The sequence below is a fragment of the Pusillimonas sp. ANT_WB101 genome, assembly GCF_008369125.1.
Classification (GTDB): domain Bacteria; phylum Pseudomonadota; class Gammaproteobacteria; order Burkholderiales; family Burkholderiaceae_B; genus Allopusillimonas.
In genome coordinates this window covers 1,394,264-1,418,919 of record NZ_VOAY01000001.1, presented here as the reverse complement: position 1 = coordinate 1,418,919, position 24,656 = coordinate 1,394,264, and the positions used below count along the sequence as shown (strand labels likewise).

At 56.2% G+C, this 24,656-nt stretch carries 19 protein-coding genes and 2 pseudogenes; 14 read left to right on the top strand and 7 right to left on the bottom strand.

Annotation, left to right across the window (positions count from 1 at the left end; all coding sequences use genetic code 11):
- Positions 1–174: 174 nt before the first annotated feature.
- The 4 genes and pseudogenes from FQ179_RS22630 to FQ179_RS06385 form a co-directional block, all read right to left on the bottom strand.
- Positions 175–327 (bottom strand): annotated as a pseudogene (locus tag FQ179_RS22630) (Trm112 family protein); the annotation flags it as partial.
- A gap of 37 nt (positions 328–364) precedes the next feature.
- Entirely contained in the window at positions 365–1,447 is a 1,083-nt protein-coding gene (lpxK, locus tag FQ179_RS06395; RefSeq protein WP_255474854.1) for a tetraacyldisaccharide 4'-kinase, read from the bottom strand.
- On the bottom strand, positions 1,444–1,854 hold the full coding sequence (locus FQ179_RS06390; RefSeq protein WP_149396385.1) for a biopolymer transporter ExbD: 411 nt from the start codon (positions 1,852–1,854) through the stop codon (positions 1,444–1,446). Before FQ179_RS06390 ends, lpxK begins: the two co-directional genes overlap by 4 nt.
- Positions 1,851–2,459, bottom strand: coding sequence for a MotA/TolQ/ExbB proton channel family protein (locus tag FQ179_RS06385; protein WP_149396384.1), 609 nt, complete (start codon positions 2,457–2,459; stop codon positions 1,851–1,853). The genes FQ179_RS06390 and FQ179_RS06385 overlap by 4 nt, the downstream gene beginning before the upstream one ends.
- Before the next feature lie 388 nt (positions 2,460–2,847).
- Here FQ179_RS06385 and xseA point away from each other — a divergent pair, with 388 nt between their 5' ends.
- The 3 genes from xseA to pcaF all read left to right on the top strand — a co-directional run bounded on the left by xseA (position 2,848) and on the right by pcaF (position 6,584).
- Positions 2,848–4,212, top strand: coding sequence for an exodeoxyribonuclease VII large subunit (xseA, locus tag FQ179_RS06380; protein WP_149396936.1), 1,365 nt, complete (start codon positions 2,848–2,850; stop codon positions 4,210–4,212).
- Positions 4,213–4,442: 230 nt separating this feature from the next.
- A complete protein-coding gene (gene sodB / locus FQ179_RS06375; RefSeq protein ID WP_149396383.1) occupies positions 4,443–5,018 on the top strand; it encodes a superoxide dismutase [Fe] in 576 nt (191 codons plus the stop codon).
- Positions 5,019–5,378: 360 nt separating this feature from the next.
- Positions 5,379–6,584, top strand: a complete 1,206-nt coding sequence (pcaF, locus tag FQ179_RS06370) for a 3-oxoadipyl-CoA thiolase (protein ID WP_149396382.1) — start codon at positions 5,379–5,381, stop codon at positions 6,582–6,584.
- A 44-nt stretch (positions 6,585–6,628) separates the two neighbouring features.
- On the opposite strand, the gene FQ179_RS06365 is transcribed toward pcaF, so the two are convergent.
- Both FQ179_RS06365 and FQ179_RS06360 read right to left on the bottom strand, forming a co-directional pair.
- The gene (locus tag FQ179_RS06365) at positions 6,629–7,036 is read right to left on the bottom strand and encodes a DUF192 domain-containing protein (protein ID WP_149396381.1); all 408 of its coding nucleotides are present in this window, start codon (positions 7,034–7,036) and stop codon (positions 6,629–6,631) included.
- Positions 7,037–7,450: 414 nt separating this feature from the next.
- Entirely contained in the window at positions 7,451–7,696 is a 246-nt protein-coding gene (locus tag FQ179_RS06360) for a cold-shock protein (protein WP_149396380.1), read from the bottom strand.
- Positions 7,697–7,860: 164 nt separating this feature from the next.
- On the opposite strand from FQ179_RS06360, the gene clpS reads away from it, so the two are divergent.
- The 11 genes and pseudogenes from clpS (at position 7,861) to FQ179_RS06305 (ending at position 23,751) form a co-directional block, all read left to right on the top strand.
- Positions 7,861–8,184: an ATP-dependent Clp protease adapter ClpS gene (gene clpS / locus FQ179_RS06355; protein WP_149396935.1), complete on the top strand. Its 324-nt coding sequence runs from the start codon at positions 7,861–7,863 to the stop codon at positions 8,182–8,184.
- A gap of 277 nt (positions 8,185–8,461) precedes the next feature.
- Positions 8,462–10,777, top strand: a complete 2,316-nt coding sequence (clpA, locus tag FQ179_RS06350) for an ATP-dependent Clp protease ATP-binding subunit ClpA (RefSeq protein ID WP_149396379.1) — start codon at positions 8,462–8,464, stop codon at positions 10,775–10,777.
- 53 nt (positions 10,778–10,830) lie between these two features.
- Positions 10,831–12,093 carry a paraquat-inducible protein A gene (locus tag FQ179_RS06345; protein ID WP_255474853.1) on the top strand — a complete coding sequence of 421 codons (1,263 nt, stop codon included), beginning with the start codon at positions 10,831–10,833 and terminating at the stop codon, positions 12,091–12,093.
- A complete protein-coding gene (locus FQ179_RS06340) occupies positions 12,090–13,745 on the top strand; it encodes an intermembrane transport protein PqiB (protein ID WP_149396377.1) in 1,656 nt (551 codons plus the stop codon). The genes FQ179_RS06345 and FQ179_RS06340 overlap by 4 nt, the downstream gene beginning before the upstream one ends.
- 15 nt (positions 13,746–13,760) lie before the next feature.
- Positions 13,761–14,384, top strand: a complete 624-nt coding sequence (locus tag FQ179_RS06335) for a membrane integrity-associated transporter subunit PqiC (RefSeq protein WP_188074519.1) — start codon at positions 13,761–13,763, stop codon at positions 14,382–14,384.
- Positions 14,385–14,545: 161 nt separating this feature from the next.
- On the top strand, positions 14,546–18,352 hold the full coding sequence (gene putA / locus FQ179_RS06330) for a trifunctional transcriptional regulator/proline dehydrogenase/L-glutamate gamma-semialdehyde dehydrogenase (protein ID WP_149396375.1): 3,807 nt from the start codon (positions 14,546–14,548) through the stop codon (positions 18,350–18,352).
- A 162-nt stretch (positions 18,353–18,514) separates the two neighbouring features.
- Positions 18,515–19,678: a branched-chain amino acid ABC transporter substrate-binding protein gene (locus tag FQ179_RS06325; protein ID WP_149396374.1), complete on the top strand. Its 1,164-nt coding sequence runs from the start codon at positions 18,515–18,517 to the stop codon at positions 19,676–19,678.
- 62 nt (positions 19,679–19,740) lie between these two features.
- Positions 19,741–20,673 (top strand): branched-chain amino acid ABC transporter permease, encoded by a 933-nt coding sequence (locus FQ179_RS06320; RefSeq protein WP_149396373.1) that lies wholly within the window; start codon positions 19,741–19,743, stop codon positions 20,671–20,673.
- Positions 20,670–21,758, top strand: coding sequence for an ABC transporter ATP-binding protein (locus FQ179_RS06315; protein WP_149396372.1), 1,089 nt, complete (start codon positions 20,670–20,672; stop codon positions 21,756–21,758). The genes FQ179_RS06320 and FQ179_RS06315 overlap by 4 nt, the downstream gene beginning before the upstream one ends.
- 173 nt (positions 21,759–21,931) lie before the next feature.
- Positions 21,932–22,705, top strand: a pseudogene (locus FQ179_RS06310) (ABC transporter ATP-binding protein); the annotation flags it as partial.
- Between the two features lie 311 nt (positions 22,706–23,016).
- Positions 23,017–23,751, top strand: a complete 735-nt coding sequence (locus FQ179_RS06305; RefSeq protein WP_149396371.1) for an ABC transporter ATP-binding protein — start codon at positions 23,017–23,019, stop codon at positions 23,749–23,751.
- A 301-nt stretch (positions 23,752–24,052) separates the two neighbouring features.
- Here the strand turns inward: FQ179_RS06305 and dut are convergent, their stop codons facing one another.
- Positions 24,053–24,502 (bottom strand): dUTP diphosphatase, encoded by a 450-nt coding sequence (gene dut, locus FQ179_RS06300; RefSeq protein ID WP_149396370.1) that lies wholly within the window; start codon positions 24,500–24,502, stop codon positions 24,053–24,055.
- Positions 24,503–24,656 lie beyond the last annotated feature (154 nt).

Below are 24,656 nucleotides of genomic sequence, written 5' to 3'. Positions count from 1 at the left end.
GTTCTCATCGCTGTTGGATTGCGTTGCTGTGCCCGATCCGGTTTGTGTACCATCTTTGTCGGCAGGGGCGGGAGGTTGACCTGCATGTGAGGGTGCCGCTGCATCGGTCGTGTGGTGCGCCGGCGCGGGTGCTGCAGACTTCGCGTTGCCAGACGAACTTGTGCCAGTAAAAGATCGTGCTTCGTCAGGCAGCATAATTGGCACGCCGTCTCGGATCGGATACGCCAGACGTTCAGCCTGACAGATCAGTTCTTGTTGGGCGCGCTCGTAGCGCAGAGGGCCTTTGCACGTTGGGCAGACCAGAATTTCGAGCAAGCGGGATTCCATGCGTGGCTCCAGTAATCAGGCAGATAAATGCCAAAGTTTAATCGCTTGAGGGCGTGGCGGCCATGTTGGCCTTTTTTGGTGCCAGTAGGTTCAGGCGTTGATGCAGCCAGTAAAGCCAGTTGGTGTCTGAAAATTCAGGCTCGGCGTGTACGACCCAAAGTCGCTCATCGGCAAAGCGTGCGCACTTTACGGCGTCTTTGGCGGTAATAAGAATGCAGGAAGCGGGCATGGCGGAAAATGGCGAATGCTCATACGCGTCATGGTCGGGCAGCGCCAGTGTCTGCTCCAGGGTAAGGCCATGGTGGCGCAGCATAGCGAAGAAACGCTCAGGCTGACCAATGGCCGCCACCGCGCTCACGGCGTTTTGCCCAAACTGGGTGAGCCAGTCGGCCCAAAGTATTTGCCGCCCACTTGTCAATTGCGTGACCTGTGTGGGTGCCAGACGCATAGTAATCTGCAATGCCGGGCCCGCTGCGGCTGGCGGCGCTTCCTGGCCTGGCGACAGGTTGGTAATAATGACGTCAACATCGCTAAGGCGACTGGCGGGCTCGCGTAGGGGCCCGGCTGGCAGAACGCGGCCGTTACCTACGCCTCGTGCGTCCTGCACAACGATTTCCAGGTCCCGGCCCAATGCCAGGTGCTGCAGGCCGTCATCGGAAATGACAACGTCGATGTCCGGGTAGTTATGTTCCAGCGCCTTCAGCGCAAGCGCCCGACGCGGGTGAACGGCTATGGGCGCCTGTGTTTGCTGTGCAATAAGCGCCGGCTCATCGCCATATTCATCGGCCTTGAGGGCGCCCTGGCCGGTGCGGGCCTGGGCACCAAGGCGTACGCCATAGCCGCGGCTGACAATGCCCGGTTTCCAGCCGCGTTGTTGCAAGGCTTGCGCCAATGCGATCACGACGGGTGTTTTGCCGGTACCGCCCACATACAGGTTGCCAACGACAATAACCGGCAATCGGCTTTGCTGCACGTGTTGTGGCTGATGCTGGTAACGCTGCTGTTTGCGGGCGATGATGGCTGTTGCTACCCAGGAGAGCGGCAACATCAGTGTACTGACCAGGCCTTTGTGCTGCCAGGCGTGCTGGATGGCGGCATGTAAGCGGGCCTGTATGCTCACGGCGAGTTCTGCGTGGCAAAGTTTACGCGCGCAATGCCGGCCAGGCGTGCCGCCTCCATTACGCGCACCACTGAGCCGTGGCTAGTCAGGGTGTCGGCATTAATGACGAGCACGGCCTTTTCGTTGCTGCCGGCGGCGGCTCGCAAGGCGCGAGCGACTTCCTCGGCCGAAGTGGCCGAGAGTAGTTGGCCGTTGAGCGCATAAAGGCCTTCCTGGCTGATTGCCAGCTGCATGGCCTGAGGATCTGGCGCGTCGGCACTGGCCTGGGGCAGATCAAGCTGCAGCTGGTTAAAGCGCGTGAACGATGTGGTGGCCGCCAGAAAAATTAAAATAACCAGCAGCACATCAATGAGCGGGATCAGATTGATCTCGGGCTCGTCGTCATAACGCCGGCGCTGAAAGTTCATGCCCGCGCCCCGCGGTTAATAATGCGGTTGAGTGCGCTGGCCTCGCGCTCCATGCGATGCAGGTATTGCTCCACGCGCGATCGAAAATAGCGATGGAAAACAAGGGCAGGGATGGCAATAATAATGCCAAACGCCGTGTTGTAAAGTGCAATCGAAATACCGCTCGCCAGTTGTGACGGGTCTCCGCCGGCAGGGGTATATGCACCAAAAATCTCTATCATGCCAATAACCGTGCCAAATAGCCCCAGCAGCGGCGCTACCACGGCAATGGTAGACAGGGCTGGCAGGTAGCGGTTAAGCCGATAGGCAACGTCTTTACCGGCGTCTTCGGCGGCGGCCACGCGATAGTCATTGCTTTCGTCGCGGTTCATCAGCACTTCGGCCAGCACGTGCCCTAGCGGGGCCTGGTCTGAAAGCCGGACCAGGCCTTCAGCGCCCAGCTTGCCCTGGCGTAGCATGTCTAGGGCCTGCGCAGGCAAGCGGGCTGGGAAGACCACGCTGGCGCGCAGTGATAAAAAGCGTTCGATGATAACGGCCAGGCATAGCACTGAAGTGGTTATCAACAGCCAGACTGGCCAGCCGGCCGCGTGAATGATCTCGAGCAAGGTTTTCTCCGCTCTCGTGAAATGTGTCAAAGGATGGCGGGCATTTTAGCCTTTTACGTTGCCGTGCCGACACTATAATCGACCGACAGGCGGTCGTCGAAAATCCTGAATTTCAGCTGAATAAACACCTAGATTGGCGTGGTTCCTAGCTTTCCAGAGGGTATCCACAAAATCTGTGGATAATTCTGTGCATAACTTACCGTACAGGCGCTATCCACCGGCTCTAGAGGTTCAGTGGGTAATTTACGATCAATTTTCATATTTTTATAAAATCATTATTTATCAACTAGTTATACGGTTATATTAAAGCAATAATTAATGAGTTGCCGCAATTGGATTGATATTACATTGATTTGACAAATCCAATTCTTCTGTGGACAGAATAATGATGACAAGTGGCTTTTCTCAAGAAAACGGCTCAGAACAGAGGGCAGATGAGGTCTGGACGGTCGGGCAACTGAACCGCCGCGTGGGCGATATGCTGCAGGGGCAGTTTTCAAGAATCTGGGTGCGCGGCGAAGTGTCCAACTTTACGTCGGCAGCGTCCGGCCATTGGTATTTTTCGATCAAAGATGAGCGTGCTGCGGTCCGTGCAGTGATGTTCCGGGGTCGTGCCCAGACAGTTGGGTTTGTGCCCAAGGCCGGTGAAAAGTTTGAATTTCGCGCCACGGTCACCCTGTACGAGCCTCGCGGTGATTATCAATTGCAGGTCGAAGCGATGCGACGTGCTGGGCGTGGGGATTTGCACGAGGCTTTTCTGGCGCTCAAAGAAAAACTCGCAGCTGAAGGGCTGTTTGATGAAAGCCTTAAACGGGCGATCACAACCATGCCTCGGGCAGTGGGGGTCGTAACGTCACTGGCAGCGGCTGCCTTGCGTGACGTGTTGTCAGCGCTTGCACGCCGCGCCCCGCATGTGCCCGTCATTATCTACCCCGCGCCCGTGCAGGGCATGGACGCGGCGGGGCAGTTGTGCCAGGCGCTGCAAAAGGCGATAGACCGCAATGAGGTCGATACTCTGCTACTGGTGCGCGGCGGCGGCAGCCTCGAAGACTTGTGGAGCTTTAATGATGAGGCCTTGGCACGTCTTGTCGCTTCCAGCCCCATTCCCGTCATAAGCGGGGTGGGGCATGAAACCGACTTTACGATTGCCGATTTTGTCGCCGATCTTCGTGCGCCCACACCGACAGCGGCGGCAGAGCTATGTTGCCGCAGTCGGGAAGGCTGTCTGGATGCCGTCAGAGTGTTAAGTACAGGGTTGGCATCGCGCCATGCCCGTTTGCTCGAGCGGGCCGCACTCAGGCTGGACCGCGCAGCGGCCTTGCTGGTGTCGCCCCAAGATCGCTTGCGTCAGCAGGGCGAAAAGTTGAATCAGCTTAAACAGCGCCTGACACGCGCTGCCGCGCATCCTCAGGAAAGGCGAGCAACCAGCTTGGCGGCCCTGCGTTCACGTTTGCTGTATGCCGGGCCTGATCTGGCCGCTCGGCAGCAGAGTCTGGCGCGTTCCCGACGTGATCTGCTCGCCACTTCCCGGCGATTGATTGAGCGCAGAGCGCAGCGCCTGGTAGCCGCACGGCAAACTTTGCAGGCGCTCAACCCCCGCACCATTCTGAATCGAGGGTACGCCATCGTCCGTAAAGACGACGGGACCATTGTAAAAAATGCGTTAGACTTAAGTGTTGGCGAACAGCTCGGCGTTGAACTGGATCAAGGCAGTGTGCATGTCAGTGTTTTACAGGCACACGGTTTGCTCTAAGTTCCTTGTCTGTGCTTGCGGCACACTCGCGGTCAATTCAGGTTTGTCATCTGGGCTCCGCTGGTTTAAGGCCGTATGCTTAAAGCTCCAGACGTCAGGTCGCGGCTTGCAGGCTTTATGTTTGCAAGCCCGTGCTTCGCGTCTCGTGCTTTACGCGCCAGGCTGCGCCTTACATAACACGCTTGAATGTGTACTCATCACTTCGACTGGCTTTTATAAAGGAATTGAACATGGCTTTTACGCTTCCTCCGCTCCCCTACGCTCTTGATGCGCTGGCTCCTACTATTTCCAAGGAAACCCTCGAGTATCACTATGGCAAGCACCATCAGTCCTACGTCACCAACCTGAACAATCTGGTCGCCGGCACTGAATTCGAGTCCGCTTCGCTTGAAGAAATCGTCAAGAAATCTTCAGGTGGTGTTTTCAACAACGCAGCCCAAGTATGGAATCACACGTTTTACTGGAATTCCATGTCGCCTAAAGCTGGCGAACCATCCGGCAAACTGCTCGAGGCCATCAACGCCAAGTGGGGCAGTGTCGATGCTTTCAAAGAAGCATTCAATAAGTCGGCAGCTGGCAACTTTGGCTCGGGCTGGACATGGCTGGTAAAGAAAACAGACGGTTCGCTTGATATCGTCAACACCAGCAATGCAGCAACACCGCTCACGACTGACGACGTTGCACTGCTAACCTGTGACGTATGGGAACACGCGTACTACATTGATTACCGTAATGCACGCCCCAAGTACCTCGAAAGCTTCTGGAAACTTGCTAATTGGGATTTTGCCGCCTCCAATCTGGGCTAATCCGCTAACCGCTATACGTCAGACGCTGCCGGTCATGTACTGATCTGTTCAGGCTAAGTCTGACGCGGTTGGTTCAGCCGCCAAGCTTCCACTGCCCTCGGTTTGTTGCATACCCTCGTAAAGACGGTCGCATACAAACCGGGGGTTTTTTGTTTCAAGAATACGGTCACATACAATCGGGGCTTTCTGTATCAAGTTCGCGAAACGGCCATGGTGTGGACAACAGGCCTTCACCTAGCCTCAATAATGATGTGGTGCGCTATCATTGCGTTTTTCCGGCAGCGCTTTGCGCGCCCGCTCAATGCATGTGTTTCGCAGTGCAAAACACACTGACCCACAACTTCTCTGCAGGCATCCTCCATGACAATTGACGCATTTATCTGTGACGCCATACGTACACCATTCGGACGCTACGGCGGATCACTGGCCCAGATACGTACCGATGACTTGGCGGCAATACCGTTCAAGGCGCTAATGGAACGCAATCCAGATGTAGACTGGTCGCGTCTTGATGACGTACTCATGGGCTGCGCAAATCAGGCAGGCGAAGACAACCGCAACGTGGCCCGTATGGCTGCACTGCTTGCAGGGCTTCCGGTTTCTGCACCGGGCGGCACGATTAACCGCTTGTGCGGTTCAGGGCTTGACGCCGTGGGCACCGCTGCGCGCGCCATCAAGGCCGGCGATGCCAGCTTCATCCTCGCTGGCGGGGTAGAAAGCATGAGCCGCGCGCCTTTTGTCATGGGCAAGGCAGACACTGCATTTTCGCGTAATGCCGCCATTTTCGACACGACCATAGGCTGGCGCTTCGTCAACAAACTCATGAAGCAGCAGTACGGTGTTGATTCCATGCCAGAAACCGCTGAAAACGTGGCGGATCAGTTCAAGGTCAATCGTGAAGACCAGGACGCCTTCGCTCTGGCCAGCCAGACCAAGACGGCAGCTGCCCAGAAGGCCGGCCATTTCAAAGATGAAATCACGGCGGTATCCATTGCTCAGCGCAAAGGCGATGCGCTTATCGTCGATAAAGACGAGCATCCCCGTGAAACCACGCTCGAAACACTGGCCCGCCTCAAGCCTATTGTCCGTGCCGACGGCACCATCACCGCAGGCAATGCCTCAGGTGTAAACGACGGTGCTGCAGCGCTGCTTATCGCTTCTGAGAAAGCGGCCAAAGAGCACGGCCTGACACCCCGTGCACGGGTTGTAGCCATGGCCACCGCTGGCGTTGAGCCGCGCATTATGGGTATTGGCCCAGCTCCCGCATCTGAAAAGGTGCTGGCGCTGGCAGGTTTGAGCATCGACCAAATGGACGTTATCGAACTGAACGAAGCCTTCGCCGCCCAAGGCCTGGCCGTGCTGCGTATGCTGGGCGTTGCAGACAACGATCCGCGCGTCAACCCTTATGGTGGTGCCATTGCATTGGGTCACCCCCTGGGCGCGAGCGGTGCGCGTCTGGCGCTTACCGCTGTCAACCAACTGCATCGCACCGGTGGGCGTTATGCACTGTGCACCATGTGTATTGGGGTTGGTCAGGGCATCGCCGTCATTCTCGAACGCGTCTGAGTCTGACAATCGCCCTTGGCCGTGGGTTTGTGCCTGCCGATTAGCTACGGAAGGTTTTTTACCTTATCGCCCGCTTTGATATCATGGCGGGCGAACCAGCCTTGTTCCATTTCAAGTGCATACAGCACTGGCGCGGTAGGGCAGTGAGCATCAAGGCTAAGCGGCTGCATGTCGGCAATATTGCTTATGGTGCCCTTTGGGTCGATAAAGGCAATGGACAGCGGCAGCGGTGTGTTTTTCATCCAGAAGCAGGGCGCGGCTACTTGATCGAACACAAATAGCATGCCTTGGTTTTCGGGTAGCGACATGCGGTTCATTAGCCCATACGATCGTGACGCATCGGTTGCAGCAACCTCGGCCTGTATGGCCACGTTGTTGATCTCAAGCTGCGCCCTGGGCAGCAAGAAGGCCTGCTGGGCTGACGCGGCCAATGGCATGAGTAGTGCAGCCATGATCGCCACGCAAGCCCACTGTATCGTGCGTACAAGCGGGTTGCAAACCGGCCGTGCGGCGCCTACAAGCAAATTGCAAGCCCACTGTGCAGAGCGTAAAAGTGAGTTGCAAGCTGGCTGTGTTGTGCCCGCAAGCACGTTGCAAGCTGATTGCGTTGTGCTTTCAAACGAGTTGCAAACCGCCGGGGTTGTGCGTACGAGTAAGTTGTAAACCGTCTGTGACGCCCGCACCAGCCCTTTGCGGGCGGTCAGGTTTTCGCGGAGGCGGCTGTGGCAGAGCGGCATGTTGCTTGTCATGAGAGTGTGTCTACGAAAAAAAACAGGGCCAATAGGCCCTGGAGTTTTTATTATTTTATACATTGTTATTAAATGCTGATGGCGGTAAAAGGAGCCCGAGGCTTCCAGTTATTGGATTCAGGCCGCCGTAATGTTAAGCGCTTGCTTGCCTTTGGGCCCCTGTGCGATTTCAAAAGCGACTTTCTGGCCTTCTTTTAGGGTTTTGAAGCCATTCATCTGTATGGATGAGAAATGTGCGAAAAGATCTTCACCTCCGTTGTCTGGGGTAATAAACCCAAACCCTTTGGCGTCATTAAACCATTTGACTGTGCCAGTCAGCGCTTGGGTTTCCCCGGTGGCGGAGGTTGTGGTGGAATCGGACATGCGGACTGCCTCTCGACTATAGTGTTAAATTGAAACTTGACTACAAGGGTTACCTTTAGCCTTACGGATTCTGGCACGCATACTGCTTCCTGGCACTCAGAATACTTTGATAATGGGCAATTGCCCATGTGCCGTCAACTATGGAAACCACTAGTGTATTTGTTATGGCCACACAGATTGATAATCAGCGCGACACAGTTGTTGAGCGCAGCCTAGCCAAGCTAGCGCCGCCTCCCATGTATCAGGTCGTGCTGTTGAATGACGATTACACACCCATGGAGTTCGTGGTCGCAGTGCTTCAACGTATATTCGGCAAGACGGAAGACGAGGCCGCGCGCATCATGTTGAAAGTGCATCACGAAGGGCGCGGTGTATGCGGGGTTTACACACGAGACATTGCGTCTACACGGGTTGAAATGGTGCGCCAGATGGCGCGCGCCAACCAGCACCCCCTTCAATGCATAATGGAACCCGCGCCCGATGCGTAAGTGCGTGTGCCCTTTACCTTGCCATGCCTGTGACCCGGGCTGTTGGCGCTACTTAGCCTGCCCGGGTTTGTGCGGGCGCAAACCGGCTCTGCTATTCTGGTAAGCAAACGCCACAAAGCCTAAAAAGAGCGGGTATAGTAAAGACATGGCCCCCAGTGTGTGTTTTTGGCATTACATTGGGGATCCCGGTTTGTTAATCTTGATACGCAACGTCGATTTAGTCATAGAATAGAATTTATCGAATTGTTTGTCCGCTCCGATAAGTCATGGAGGAAGCGTGATCTCCGAAGAACTTGAAGTCAGCCTGCACATGGCGTTTGTTGAAGCCCGCAGTGCGCGACACGAATTTATTACCGTCGAGCATCTTCTGCTTTCTTTGCTCGATAATGCAGCGGCCGCTGAAGTTCTGCGCGCGTGCTCGGCCAATATCGACGTACTCCGTCAAGATCTGCGTAAGTTCATCAATGAAAATACGCCTATCTTTCCTGGTCCCGATGACGTCGATACCCAGCCCACGCTCGGGTTTCAGCGCGTCATCCAGCGCGCCATCATGCATGTCTCGTCAGGTAACTCCAATAAAAATACCGTTACCGGCGCTAATGTACTGGTGGCCATGTATGGCGAAAAAGACTCTCACGCTGTTTATTTTCTGCAGCAACAGGGCGTCAGTCGGCTTGATGTCGTCAACTATCTGTCGCACGGCATTACCAAGGCGGCTGAAGAGCCGCCGGTCGAACAGCCCAAGGCTCAGCAGGTCTCTGACGTTGAACCCAAGTCAGATCAGCAAAAGTCACCGCTTGAGCTTTATGCCACCGATCTTAATGGCGAGGCGCGGCGTGGCCGCATTGACCCGCTCATTGGGCGCGAGCAAGAGGTAGAGCGCGTCATCCAGGTGCTGTGTCGCCGGCGTAAAAACAACCCCTTGCTGGTCGGTGAGGCAGGCGTGGGTAAAACTGCGATTGCCGAAGGCCTTGCCTGGCGCATCACCAAAGGCGAAGTGCCCGATGTACTCAAAGACGCTGAGGTCTATTCGCTTGACATGGGTGCGTTGCTGGCCGGCACCAAGTATCGTGGCGACTTCGAGCAGCGTCTCAAGGGCGTGCTCAAGTCATTAAAAGAAAACCGCAATGCAGTGCTGTTTATTGACGAAATCCACACCCTCATCGGTGCCGGGTCGGCGTCGGGCGGCACGCTTGACGCGTCCAACCTGCTCAAGCCGGCCCTGTCATCGGGTCAGCTTAAATGTCTGGGCGCTACTACATACAACGAGTACCGAGGTATTTTTGAAAAAGACCACGCCTTGTCGCGTCGCTTTCAAAAAATCGACGTGCCCGAGCCTACCGTAGAGCAAACCATTCAAATTCTGCGCGGCCTCAAGGGGCACTTTGAGGCGCATCATGGGGTCAAGTACACCAGCGCTGCCATCACTACGGCTGCTGAATTAGCAGCCCGTTATATCAACGATCGTTTCCTGCCCGACAAAGCCATTGATGTCATTGACGAGGCGGGCGCCGCACAGCGTTTGCTGCCCAAGTCACGGCAGAAAAAAACCATTGGCAAAAGCGAAATCCAGGCGACAGTCGCCAAAATCGCCCGCATTCCGCCGCAATCGGTTTCCAATGATGATCGCAACAAACTGGCAACGCTTGAACGCGATCTGAAAACCGTGGTTTTCGGCCAGGAAAATGCCATCGAAGCGCTGGCTGCTGCCATTAAGATGGCGCGTTCAGGCCTGGGCCGCCCAGACAAACCCATTGGTTCCTTCCTGTTTTCGGGGCCAACGGGTGTGGGCAAAACCGAGGTTGCCCGTCAACTTGCATTTACCCTGGGCATTGAACTGCTGCGTTTCGACATGTCAGAGTATATGGAGCGCCACACCGTGTCGCGTCTTATAGGCGCGCCTCCGGGGTATGTGGGCTTTGATCAGGGTGGGTTGCTTACCGAAGCGGTCAGCAAGCAGCCACATTGCGTGCTGCTGCTCGACGAAATCGAAAAAGCGCATCCTGACGTCTACAACATTTTGCTGCAGGTTATGGACCACGGTACGCTTACCGATAACAACGGACGCAAGGCTGACTTCCGCAACGTCATCATTGTTATGACGACTAACGCGGGGGCTGAGGCGCTTAACCATACCAGCATTGGTTTCGCCACCTCAGAAAAGACGGGCGATGAAATGGCCGATATCAAGCGGCTTTTCACACCCGAGTTCCGCAACCGGCTCGACGCCATCATCAGCTTCAAGTCGCTGTCGCGCGACATTATTATGCGCGTGGTAGACAAGTTCCTCATGCAGCTCGAAGACCAGCTGCACGAAAAACGGGTTGAAGTGGTGTTTTCGCAGGCGCTGCGCGATCATTTGGCCAAGGAGGGTTTTGATCCTGCCATGGGCGCGCGTCCCATGCAGCGGCTTATCCAGGACACCATCCGGCGTGCGCTGGCCGACGAGTTGTTGTTTGGCCGTCTTGTCGATGGCGGGCATGTCGAAGTCGGCCTTGATGCCAACGGCAAGGTCGAGCTGATATTTCCGGGTAAGCCTGATCCAGACAGCCAGCCTTCATCATCGCGTCCGGAACCCGAGCTCGTCAATTAATGGGAGAAGTGCCACTTATAGGTTGCTCGCAATGTGGCACGATACACGAGCGTGTGCGTCTTGAAAACGGCGCCGTAGCTGCCTGCAGGCGCTGCGGCGCCGAGCTGTATAGGCAAAGCATCTTAACGCTCACTAGCTGGCTCGCGCTGGTTGTCACGGGCCTGGTGGTATTCGCCATTGCCAATCTGTACCCCATTGCCACGCTACGGCTCCAGGGTCTGGTAGTCGAAGCGTCATTGCCGCAGGCTTTGTACCTTACATGGCAGCAAGGGCATCGCACTCTCTCCATCATGACCGGGCTGGCTGGCTTCTGGATGCCGCTTACCCAGCTGGTTTTGGTTTTTTGGGCTTTGTCAGCCGTGCGTTCAGGGCGTCTGCCCATGGATTTCAGTGCAGGCATGCGGTTGCTTAAATGGTGCGAACCTTGGAGCATGATTCCCGTGCTCATGCTCGGTGTTCTGGTTGCCATGGTCAAGTTCTCTGGCATCGCCTCGCTCACGGTAGGGCCTGCTACCTGGGCCTTCGCAGTACTGGCTTTTATCATGACGGCGCTCAGCCGTATGTCGGCCCATCATCTCTGGCATTACGCCGAAGATGCGGGCCTGGTGGTGGTATCGGGTGAAGGCGGGGTGCGGCAAGGTGTCGCACAATGCGAAACCTGCGGATATCTGCAACCCGCGGGCGAGGCCAGTACTGACGCCGGGTGCCAGCGTTGCGGTGCACAGGTTCATTTGCGCAAGCCACATATGTTTGCCAGGGTATGGGCCCTTATTATTGCAGCCTGCGTGGTCTACATACCGGCCAACGTACTGCCGGTCATGGGTATCCGTACCCCGACAGGGGTTAGTGAGCACACCATACTTGGCGGCGTCATTGAGTTCTGGCGCTTGGGTTCATGGGATCTCGCCCTTATCGTATTCGTGGCCAGCGTCGTCGTGCCCGGCACCAAATTGCTTGTACTTATACTGCTCATGCTGCGTCGCCGATGGAACGGCGCTTCCATACAGCGACAGCGCACACGTCAGTATGAGTTCATCAATTTTATTGGGCACTGGTCCATGCTTGATGTGTTTGTTGTAATACTGATGACGACCATGGCCGACTTCCCGGGGGTATCGCAGGTGGTCGCCGGGCCGGGGGCTGCCAGTTTCGGCATGGTGGTCGTTTTGACGATGTTGGCCGCAGCAAGCTATGATCCGCGCCGGGGCTGGGATACCGCACCAGGCCGTAGCACAGCCGTTGTACCTGCCGCTAGCCTTCCCCACCAACCACAGCAGTCAGGCCTATTTGATGCCCCTGACAGGGCCACATCATGAACGAAGACGAAAATAATACAGATTCTGCGCCACCTGCACGGGTTGAAAAGCCCAGAGTAAAAACACGCCGAGAAACCCGTTTCTCATGGATATGGCTGGTGCCCTTGGTTGCCGTGCTGGTAGGCGCGTCTTTGCTGTTTCGCGACTGGCTTCATACAGGGCCTACAGTCACCATCAGCTTTGATTCGGCGGACGGGCTCGAAGTAGGGCAGACACGTGTGCGTTATAAAGATGTGGTAATCGGCATGGTAACCGGCATCAAGGTAGCACCCGGTCGGAAAACAGTGTTAGTCAGCGCCGAGCTTGATCCCGATGGGTCTGAATACATTACACAGAAAGACAGCCGGTTCTGGGTCGTGAGGCCGCGTCTGGGCATAAGCGGCGTTACGGGTTTAGGAACCCTTTTGTCAGGCGCCTACATTAGTGTTGACGCTCCCCAACAGCTCGACGAAAAAGCCAGCCCCGTGTACCAGTTTGAAGGGCTGGAGCAGCCGCCCGAGATCCGCAGTGGCCGGCCTGGCACACGCTTTGTGCTGGTCGCCAACGACCTGGGATCGCTTGATATTGGCGCACCCGTTTATTTTCGTAAAATCCAGGTTGGGCAGGTGGTGGGGTATTCGCTTGACGCCAAGGGAGACGCCGTCAGCATACAGGTATTTGTTGATGCGCCGCATGACAAGTTCGTAACCCGCGACACACGCTTCTGGAATGCGGGAGGGGTTAATGTTTCACTGGACGCCGACGGTTTCAAGGTTGAAACCGGTTCGTTGGTGTCGGTAATAGCGGGTGGGGTGGCATTTGCGTCGCCCGAGGGCAGCGATGCAAGGCAAGCAGCACCCAATACGCATTTTGCGCTGGCAAGCACTCGCGAAAAAGCGCTGGCGGATCCCGATGGGGTCGCCTTCCCTATTGTCATGAACTTTGCGCAGTCAGTTCGGGGTCTGAAAGTGGGTGCTCCCATCGACTTTCGCGGGCTTGAGCTAGGCAGCGTCACCGATATCGATCTGGCCTATGATGCCGAGAAGAAAAAGTTTTATGCGCGGGTACAGGCTAATCTTTACCCCTTGCGTTTGGGTGACATTTACGACGGAATGGTCGCGCGGGCAGGTAAAAATGGCAAACCAGGTGCTAGCCTGTTGTCCACCTTCGTACTGCACGGGTTGCGCGGTCAAATGCGGGCTGCCAATTTACTAACTGGCCAGCAGTACATTGCGCTCGACTTTTTCCCCGATGCGCCTCCGCTTGCCATGGATACCACTGCGTCCCCGTTCCCCATACCAACGGTGGCGGGCAGTTTTGATCGGCTTCAGCAGCAGATCAGCAGCATCGTCGACAAGATAGAGGCCATACCGTTTGATGATCTTGGCAAAGAGTTGCATGAAAGCCTGAAGTCCTTGGATCTACTCATACGCAATCTTGATGGCAAAGTTGCCCCGCAGGCAACATCCCTGTTGCGTACAGCAGAAAAGTCAGTAGCGCGCATTGGTCGTATGCTGGATCAAAACTCGCCGCTCAATGACAACCTTGAAGGCACCATGCGTGAACTGAGTAGTGCTGCACGTTCATTGCGGGCCTTGGCTGATTACCTGCAGACGCACCCTTCGTCGCTGATCCGCGGACGCACAGCCGACCCCATGCCGGTAACACCTTAAATGGACCTTTGTTTAATGACCGCCAAGAAAGCCCTGATTCTTACCTTCCTGTGCGGTGCGCTGACGGCCTGCGCATCCAAGCCCGCCAGTAACTATTATTCGCTGGTGCCGTTAACGGCGGAGCAGGGCTCCATTACACGTGCACCCGTCAAGTTTGCAATTAATGTTCAACCTGTTGTTATCCCGGTGCAGGTAGATCGGCCTCAGATCGTGCTCACTGATCCAGACTCTACCCAGGTTATGCTTTTGAACAGTTCGCTATGGTCGGGGCCGCTGGCCGATGAAATCCGCAGTACGCTGGCACGCGACCTGGCAGACCAGCTTGGTACCATCGACATGCCAATTACGGGTGCATCTGAAAAACAGCCGTTCTGGAAGGTTAATGTGCTGGTGCAGCGTTTTGAGTCAATATACGGCAAGCGTGCAGTGCTTGAAGCCACTTGGCGCCTGAGCCCGGTTAATGTGGCTAAACGCCAGCAACTGGCATGCAGGGCTGTACTAAGTACCACGGTAGGTGAAGGGATGTCGGCGCTTGTGTCAGGTCAACAAAAAAACCTGCTAGACCTGTCTTCCATCATTGCCAGCCAGTTGCGCGGTGGAAAACCCACGGCAGACAGCCGTGTCAATAACTGTACCTAGCGCTTGTGTTGTACGGCGCTTGTCGCCACGCAGTTAACCTGGCTTGGTGCGGGTTAACCGCGATGCGTAATAAGGTACAACCCGGTTAGTATTTTGTCCTTAAATGGATAACACCCGTTCGGGGTGTTATCGCATTCTTGTTTTATGGCACAGGGTACTGCATGGCAACGACGACATTGGGTGTCAAGGTTGATGAAACGCTGCGTGAACGTCTCAAGACTGTCGCTGCGCAGTTAGGCTGCACGCCTCACTGGCTGCACAAGCAGGCATTGCTTGCGTATATCGATGCTCTGGAGCGGGGTCAAGTGCCCGCAGAAATCGCCCAACTGGCTGAACAAGTTGACTCCGGCGATCATGACGTGGCTGTGCCAGACGGGCCGCTTCCCTTTTATGATTTCGCGCAAGACGTTCAACCGCAGTCGGTGCTGCGCGCAGCCATTACATCGGCCTACCGTCGGCCTGAAACCGAATGCCTGCCAATGCTTATCGACAAAGCACGCAGCGCGCGCCCGCAAGAGGTGCACCAACTGGCGTCTCGGCTAGTTCAGGCTATACGTGGCAAGCGCAAGGCCGGCGCTGTCGAAAGCCTGATCCACGAGTTTTCACTGTCCAGCCAGGAAGGTGTGGCCCTAATGTGTCTGGCAGAGGCATTGCTGCGTATCCCCGATCGCGCAACCCGTGATGCTCTTATACGCGACAAAATCAGCCGCGGTGACTGGCGCTCGCACATGGGCGAATCGTCATCACTGTTTGTCAACGCGGCCACCTGGGGCCTCATGCTTACCGGGCGATTGGTTAGCGTTAACAGCGAGCAATCGTTGTCTCATGCGCTCACCCGCATGATAGGCAAAGGCGGTGAGCCGCTGGTGCGCAAGGGCGTCAACATGGCCATGCGCATGATGGGCGAGCAGTTCGTATGCGGCCAGACCATTTCCGCCGCACTCGCCAACAGCCAAAAATGGGAAAGACTGGGGTTTCGCTATTCATACGATATGTTGGGCGAAGCAGCCACAACCGCCGATGACGCGCAGCGCTACTACCAGGCCTATGAGCAATCCATACATGCCATCGGCAAAGCGGCTCAGGGGCGGGGCATATATGAAGGGCCGGGTATTTCCATTAAGCTTTCGGCGCTGCATCCCCGCTATTCACGGGCTCAGCGCGATCGGGTTATGGACGAACTGCTGCCTCGCGTGACGGCGCTGGCGCGTCTGGCGCATCAGTACGACATCGGCCTGAACATTGATGCGGAAGAGGCTGACCGCCTGGAACTGTCGCTCGATTTGCTGGAGGCCTTGTGTTTTGACCCCGAGCTTACCGGCTGGGATGGCATAGGCTTTGTCATACAGGCCTACCAGAAGCGTGCCCCCTTTGTTATTGACTATCTCATCGATCTTGCGGGCCGCAGTGGCCACAGACTTATGGTGCGGCTGGTCAAGGGGGCTTACTGGGATACTGAAATAAAGCGCGCCCAGGTTGATGGCCTGGAAGGCTACCCGGTATTCACACGCAAGGTACACACCGATGTTTCATACCTGGCTTGCGCACGTAGGCTGCTTGCAGCGCCCCAGGCGGTTTACCCGCAGTTTGCCACGCACAATGCCCATACCCTGTCAGCCATTTATCATATGGCCGGGCAAAACTATTACCCCGGTCAGTACGAATTTCAGTGTCTGCATGGCATGGGCGAATCATTGTATGAGCTGGTCACTGGCCCTGTTGCACAGAGCAAACTCAATCGCCCCTGCCGCATTTATGCGCCCGTGGGCACGCATGAAACATTGCTGGCTTACCTGGTGCGCCGTCTGCTTGAAAACGGCGCAAATACATCGTTTGTTAACCAGATAGGCGATGAAAACGTTGCCATTGATACGCTTATTGCCGACCCTGTACAGCAGGCAGAACATATAGCTCCCCTGGGTGCGCCGCACCAGAAGATTCCGCTGCCTCGCGATCTCTTTCGGCAGGCCGACGGTCGTGCCAACTCTGCAGGCATAGACCTTAGCAATGAACACAGGCTGGGCTCGCTGGCCGCTGCACTGCTGGGTAGCGTTGAACATGCTTGGCGGGCTATGCCCATGGTGGCTTCCCAAAACGGAGCCTGGGACGGTATTCGTGCCCGGCCCGTGCGCAACCCGGCCGATCACCGTGATATCGTCGGTCACGTTATTGAAGCTGATGATAACGATGTTAAGCAGGCGCTGGCAGCGGCCAGTCATGGAGCCCCCATCTGGGCAGCCACGTCAGTACCCGAACGTGCGCAGTGCCTGAATAAGGCTGCGCAACTGCTCGAAGCCGAGATGCAGCCGCTGTTGGGGCTGATCGTGCGCGAAGCGGGTAAATCGTTGCCTAATGCCATTGCAGAAGTGCGCGAGGCCGTTGATTTCCTGCGTTATTACGCGGCGCAAATTGAACAGGAATTTTCCAATGACACCCATCGCCCCTTGGGGCCAGTGCTATGCATCAGTCCCTGGAACTTTCCCCTGGCTATTTTTACAGGGCAGGTGGCTGCCGCGCTGGCAGCGGGTAACGTGGTGCTGGCCAAACCTGCAGAGCAAACCAGCCTGATTGCGGCGGCAGCCGTGTCAGTGCTGCACAGGGCTGGTGTGCCCGCCCACGCCGTGCAACTGTTGCCCGGTCAGGGCGAAACAGTGGGCGCTGCGCTGGTTGCCAGCCCAGTGGTGCAGGGTGTTATGTTCACAGGCTCGACAGACGTCGCCCATATGATTTCCCGCCAGTTGGCTGAACGGCTTGATGACACCGGCCACCCTATACCCCTAGTGGCGGAAACGGGCGGGCAAAACGCCATGGTGGTTGATTCATCAGCCTTATCCGAGCAAGTGGTGTTTGATGTGCTGAACTCTGCCTTTGACTCGGCAGGGCAGCGTTGCTCTGCGCTGCGCTTGCTGTGTGTGCAGCAAGACTGTGCCGATCACGTGCTGACCATGCTGCGTGGCGCCATGCAGGAGCTGCGCATGGGTAACCCTGACAGGCTGGGTACCGATGTGGGGCCGGTTATTGACGAGGATGCCCGTCAGGCCATACAACAGCATATTCATACCATGCGCAAGGCGGGGCATAAAGTGGATGAAATCACTGTGGGGCCCGAGTGCAAGCACGGCTTTTTCGTACCCCCCACCATGATCGAACTTAACGAGGTGTCAGAGCTGAAAAAGGAAGTTTTTGGCCCTGTGCTGCACGTACTGCGTTATCGCCGTGAAAACCTGGATGAACTCATCGAAGCCATCAATGCCACCGGCTACGGTCTGACCTTTGGCGTACATACACGGCTTGATGAAACAGTCGCGTATGTGACCGACCGCATACGGGCGGGCAATGTTTACGTAAACCGAAACATTGTGGGTGCTGTAGTCGGTGTTCAACCTTTTGGCGGTGAAGGGCTGTCTGGTACCGGCCCCAAGGCTGGAGGCCCGCTTTACCTGCGGCGCATGCTGCGTGAGCTTCCACCCGGGCTACCGATGGGGCTGCAGCAAGATGGCAAACCGGTGTCTGCGGTAACGCTGTGTGGCCCCACCGGTGAAAGCAATATCTACCAACTGACGCCGCGCGGCACAGTACTGTGCATTGCTGCCAGCGCACAAGGCGCACAGGCTCAGCAGTTTGCCTGCGATACCAGCGGAAACACAGCCCTGTTTCTAGACACGCAAGCGGCTCGTGAGCTTGTTACGGCCCCGCCTGGGAACGAGAAGCCGTGTCTGATTGGGCCGGATGATATCGCGCACGCTGCCTATCAGGCGGTGTTGTTTGAAGGTGATAGTGACGCCTTGCGCGACTTGAATCGTCTGGTGGCGGCCAGGCCTGGCCCTATTTTGTCGATGCAAGGCCTGAGCACTGAAGAGATTGTTTCCGGGCAGACTTATCGGCTTGAGCGTCTGTTGCGCGAGGTGTCTGTCAGTACCAATACTGCAGCAGCAGGCGGCAATGCCAGCCTGATGATGATTGGATAAGGTGTTCTTGACGTTTTCTCGGCCTGGCACAGCCGGGCAGCATGACCGTTCAGGTGTTATAGGGTAATGACCCATTAACCGCCTGTTGTGCTTTTGTTTCAATCGTGGTGCGTAACATGCGCCTTGATCGCAGTTCTCTCAAACAATATCGGAGACCAATAAATGAAACCCACTCACGGATTCAAACTTGTCGCTGCCACCGCAGCCATTATGGCTGCCGTATCAGCGGCACCGGCACATGCGGCGGACACAGAAGTCGTCAAGTTCGGCTTTGCCGCGCCGCTGACAGGCCCGCAGTCGCATTATGGCGAAGACATGAAAAATGGCCTGACACTGGCCATCGAAGAAGCCAACAAGCAAAATATCGAACTTGATGGCAAGGTCGCCAAGTTTGAGCTGGTCTCACGTGATGACCAGGCTGACCCGCGTACCGCCGTTCAGGTAGCCCAACAGATTGTGGACGAAAACGTGCAAGGCATACTCGGTCACTTTAATTCGGGTACAACGATTCCGGCATCCAGTGTGTATAACGACGCCGGTCTGCCACAGATTGCCATGGCAACCTCGCCCGAGTACACCCAGCAGGGCTATGACACCACGTTTCGCATGATGACCAGCGACACTCAGCAGGGTGCTGCCGATGGCGAATTTATTGTCAAAGACCTGGGTGCCAAAAAGGTTGCCATTATTGATGACCGTACGGCTTATGGTCAGGGCCTGGCTGATCAGGTAGCCGGTGCCGTAAAAGCCAATGGTGGCGAAATTATTTCGCGTGAATACACCAACGATAAAGCTAACGATTTCACGGCAATTCTTACCAACATCAAAGACAAGCAGCCTGACGCCATCTTCTTTGGTGGTCTGGACGCCCAGTCAGGCCCCATGCGCCGCCAGATGGCCACACTTGGCATCAAGGCACCTTTGGTCTCGGGCGAAATGACACGCAGCGACACCTTTTTGAAGCTGGCAGGTGATGCCGCCAACGGCACCTATGCCTCGCTGGCGGGTGTGCCTTTGAAGCAAATGGCGGCGGGCGAAAAATTCGAAGCTGACTACAAGTCCCGCTTTAACGTCAACCCCGGCGTATATGCACCCTACGCATACGATGGGGCCTGGAATATGATTACTGCCATGAAAGAGGCGGGTTCGTCCAAGCCCGACGCCTATTTGCCAAAACTGGCTGCCCTCAAGCGCAGTGGTGCCACCAGTAACAGCATTGAATACGACAAAAACGGCGATCTGAAGGAAATTTCCGTGACCATTTACCAGGTTAAAGATGGCAAGTGGGAAATGGTCAAGACCATGGTCAGCAAGGCCGCCGAATAACCCCTGCAGTCTTTTTTTGCCGGGCCGGCCTTCAGGTCGGCCCAACCAGCGAGTCATAACGCATGGACATACTCCTACAACAACTTATAAACGGTGTGACTGTGGGCAGCGTATATGCGCTGGTCGCGCTGGGCTACACCATGGTGTACGGCATTATTGGCCTGATCAATTTTGCGCATGGTGATGTGGTCATGGTGGGCGCTATGGTGGCGACCACGCTGGTCGTTACGCTAATTGGCGGTGATTTGGGCGGAATGACGCCGTGGCTGGCCGTGGTGACCTCGCTGCTGGCAGCCATCCCTGTTTGTATGGCGCTGGGTTGGATTGCCGAGCGTTACGCCTACAGGCCTTTGCGGCGGGCCCCACGCTTGGCGGCCCTAATCACGGCAATTGGTGTTTCCATCATTATCCAGAACCTGGCCATGATGGTGTGGGGCCGCAACTACCTGAGCTTTCCGCACATTATTGAGCCCAATATTTTTGAAGTGGGCGGCGCGCGCATCAGTATGCTGCAAATTATCATCGTACTTTCCGCCACGGCCATTATGGCCGGCCTGCTGCTGGTTGTGCATCGTACACGCCTGGGTACGGCCATGCGGGCAACCGCGCAAAACCGTGAAGTGGCGGGCTTAATGGGTGTCAACATCAATACCGTTATTTCTGCGGCATTTTTGATTGGCTCGGCGCTGGCCGCTGTCGCGGGTGTCATGGTCACGACCTATTATGGCGTAGCGCAGTACACCATGGGTTTTATGCTGGGCCTCAAGGCCTTTACGGCGGCAGTGCTCGGTGGCATTGGCAACTTGGGCGGCGCCATGCTGGGCGGTCTGCTGCTGGGCATTATTGAATCGCTGGGCGCCGGGTATATTGGCGACCTTACCAACGGCGTGTTTGGCAGTAATTACCAGGACGTCTTTTCGTTCATCGTACTCATTTTGGTGCTGGTGTTCAGGCCATCAGGGTTAATGGGCGAGCGTGTGGGAGATCGGGCATGAGTACCGTCAATTCCCGGCGTACGCCGGTACCCACCTCTGTCTGGCTTGGTGTGGCCTTGTTTGGCGTCGTGCTGGCTGTGCTGCCGTTCTTGCTGGGCGTGGCAGGGCAAAGCTGGGTGCGTCTGCTTAACTTTGCCCTCGTATATGTGATGCTGGCGCTGGGGCTAAATATTGTGGTGGGCTTTGCTGGCCTGCTTGACCTTGGCTACATCGCGTTCTATGCCGTAGGCGCTTATATATGGGCCACGCTGGCCTCGCCACACTTTGGGCTGCATCTGCCGTTCTGGGTGGTGTTGCCCATTGGCGTGTTGATGGCGGCGCTTGCAGGGGCTTTACTCGGTGCGCCAACCCTTAAATTGCGGGGCGACTATCTCGCTATCGTAACCCTGGGCTTTGGTGAGATCGTGCGCATTTTCATGAATAACCTTGATGCGCCCATTAACATCACCAATGGCCCGCAGGGCATTAACCGCATCGACACCTTCAAGATCGGCAGCTTTGCCTTTGGGCGTTCTCAGGAAATGTTCGGCTTTCGCATTACCGGCCCCGAAAAATACTACTACCTGCTGCTGCTGTTCACCATCATCATTATTATTATGTGCGTGCGCCTGCAAAACTCGCGCATAGGCCGTGCCTGGGAGGCCGTGCGCGAAGATGAAGTCGCTGCCAAGGCCATGGGCATCAACACTCGCAACATCAAATTGCTGGCGTTTTCCATGGGCGCCAGCTTTGGGGGTGTGGCCGGGGCCATGTTTGCGTCCATGCAGGGTTTTGTCAGCCCAGAAAGCTTTAGCCTGACTGAATCCATTTCTGTACTCAGCATGGTGGTGCTGGGCGGCATGGGGCATATACCGGGGGTGATACTGGGGGCTTTGCTGTTGTCCATCTTCCCCGAGATATTGCGGGCGGTGGTCGTGCCCATACAGCAGTCTGTGTTCGGCGACGTTATTTTTGACCCCGAGGGCATACGCATGTTGATGTTCGGGCTCGCCATGGTTCTGGTCATGATTTTCCGTCCGGCAGGGCTATGGCCATCTGCCGTGCGGCGTCGTGAGCTCACGAGTAATCGGGAGGGCTCGGCATGATGGCTACAGCAACTACAGCAACTACAGCAACTACAGCAACCGCAAACGCAAACGCAAACGCAACAACAACCGCGACCTCAATGACAACGGCAACCGCAATTGAATCCTCGATGGGGGCCACGACAACTGAGCCCACGATGAAGGTAACCGGGGCCAACCCCGATGCACGCTCCATGCCCGAGCTGTTGCTGGTCGCCAACAAGCTCAGTAAGCGCTTTGGCGGCCTGCAGGCTTTATCAGAAGTGAGCTTCTCCATCTGCAAAGGGGATATTTACGGGCTGATCGGCCCAAATGGTGCGGGCAAGACTACGTTGTTTAACGTTTTGACCAGCCTGTATGTGCCCGAGTCTGGCACCTGCATTTTCAAAGGGCATCATCTAACCCGCCTAAAGCCCCACGAAATTGCCATTGCCGGTATAGCTCGTACGTTTCAGAACATTAGGCTTTTTGGCAACCTTAGCGCTATCGAAAACGTGATGATAGGGCGTCATATTCGCACGCGTGCTGGCGTGTGGGGTGCCATCACGCGCAACCGAAGTACCCGCGATGAAGAAGCTGCCATTGAGCAACACGCCCATGAGTTACTCGCTTATGTAGGCATAGAACACAGGGCGAACAATCTGGCAAATTCATTGCCTTATGGTGATCAGCGCAGGCTTGAAATCGCACGTGCGCTGGCCACCGAGCCATCACTGCTGGCGCTGGACGAACCGGCCGCCGGCATGAATGCCTCTGAAACACTGGTGCTGCGCCGACTTGTTGAAAAAATACGTGACGACGGCGTGACGGTATTGCTGATTGAGCATGACATGAAGCTGGTCATGGGCCTGTGCAATCGCGTGCTGGTGCTCGAATACGGCAAAGTGCTGGCAGAAGGTAAACCGGCCGACGTGCAGCATGACCCGCGTGTGATTGAAGCGTACCTGGGTGTTGGGGCAGCCCAAGAAGGGAGCAACGCCACCCCGTCAAGCACGGCAGGAACTGGTGCAAACTCAACTTTGACACCCATGGCAGCGGAAGGCATAAACTCAACACCGTCGAGCTTGGCAGAAGATGGCATAGATTCAGCACCGTCGAGTGCGGTAAGCGATGATACAAGCTCAACCCTGTCGAGCATCGAGAAAGACAAAACGAGCTTAGCTCCGTCGAGCGAAGCGGGAGATGGTGCACGTTCAACTTCTTCGAACATGGTGGGAGACGACTCGCACTCACTTTCACCGACCTCCACTGACACGGCACGAAAGCACAAGGACACCTAATGGATGATGCTAGCTATTTGCTTGATGTACGCGGCATCGATGTGTCGTATGGCGGCATACGTGCCGTGCGGGGCCTAGACCTTAAAGTTGCCAACGGCGAGCTGGTCAGCCTGATTGGTGCCAATGGGGCTGGCAAAAGCACCACGCTGCGGGCCATTTGTGGCCTGGTGCCTGTGGCCAGCGGCGACATTTTTTATGATGGCAAGTCAGTGGTTGGCGTGCCATCGTACATGCTGGTGCGCCAGGGCCTGGTCATGGTGCCCGAAGGACGGGGTATTTTTGGCCAACTGACCATCGCCGAAAACCTCGCCATGGGCGGATACACGCGCAATGATACGGCACAAATTCATCGTGACATCGACCATGTGTTTGAGCTCTTCCCGCGCCTGGCAGAGCGTCGCACCCAGTCTGCAGGTACGCTGTCAGGTGGCGAGCAACAAATGCTGGCCATGGGTCGCGCCATGATTTCCCGGCCCCGTCTGTTGCTGCTGGATGAGCCGTCCATGGGGCTGGCGCCGCTGATGGTGGAAAAAGTCTTCGAAGTCGTAAAAGCCGTCGCGGCCGAAGGGGTGACCATTCTTCTCATTGAACAAAATGCCAGGCTGGCGCTAGAACTAAGCCAACGAGGCTATGTCATGGAGTCGGGGCAGATAATTCTGGAGGGCCAGTCCAACCAATTACTGCATGACCCCAAAGTGCGCGCCGCCTACCTTGGAGAAGAAGAAACCGCATAGTTTTGTACGACGTGCCACAGCTAATAAACGTTAGCTGTCTGACAGCGCATCTTGGCACAGAAGCGGCTGTCAGGCTGGGTGTGGCCTACCTAGGCAACTAGGAAGCTGTCTGGGTGTGCGTGGCTTACTCAGGCAAAGGTACTGGCTGGGTGTGCGTAGCGTACTCATGCAAAAAAGATGCAGTCTTGATGTGCATAGCTTACTCGGGCAAAAAAGATGCTTTCTTGATGTGCGTAACTTACCCCGGCAAGGAAGATGCCACCTGGCTATACGCCACGCCTCGTTGTGCAGCAGCAACTGTCTAGCTGCGTCCGGTGCTACCGAAGCCACCAGCGCCGCGTTCGCTGTCATCAAACTCATCGACAATATCGAACGCTACTTGTTGAACGGGCACGACCACCAGCTGGGCCAGGCGCTCCATGGGCTGCAGCACAAACTCGGTGTCGCTGCGATTCCAGGCCGACACCATAAGTGGCCCCTGGTAATCAGAGTCGATCAGGCCCACCAGATTGCCCAGCACAATGCCGTGCTTGTGGCCCAGACCCGAGCGCGGCAAAATCATGGCTGCGTAGGCTGGGTCACCGATATATATAGAAAGCCCGGTTGGTATCAGTTCGGTTGCGCCCGGCGCCAGCGTAAGCGGTGCCTCAACGCATGCCCTCAGATCCAGGCCTGCCGAGCCTGCTGTGGCATAGGCCGGCAGGTAGTCGTTCATGCGCGGGTCAAGAATCTTCAGGGCAATCTTTCTCATGTGTTTTCCAGTCATTAAGAAGGTGTAGACCGACGTCAAAAGCTGTCGATCGGCGTTGTTTTCATGTGCATGCCGAAGTCAGACCATGACAGCCGGCGCTGATTTTAGGTGTATGCCGAAGTCGGATCATGACGACCGGCACTGCTTTTAGGTG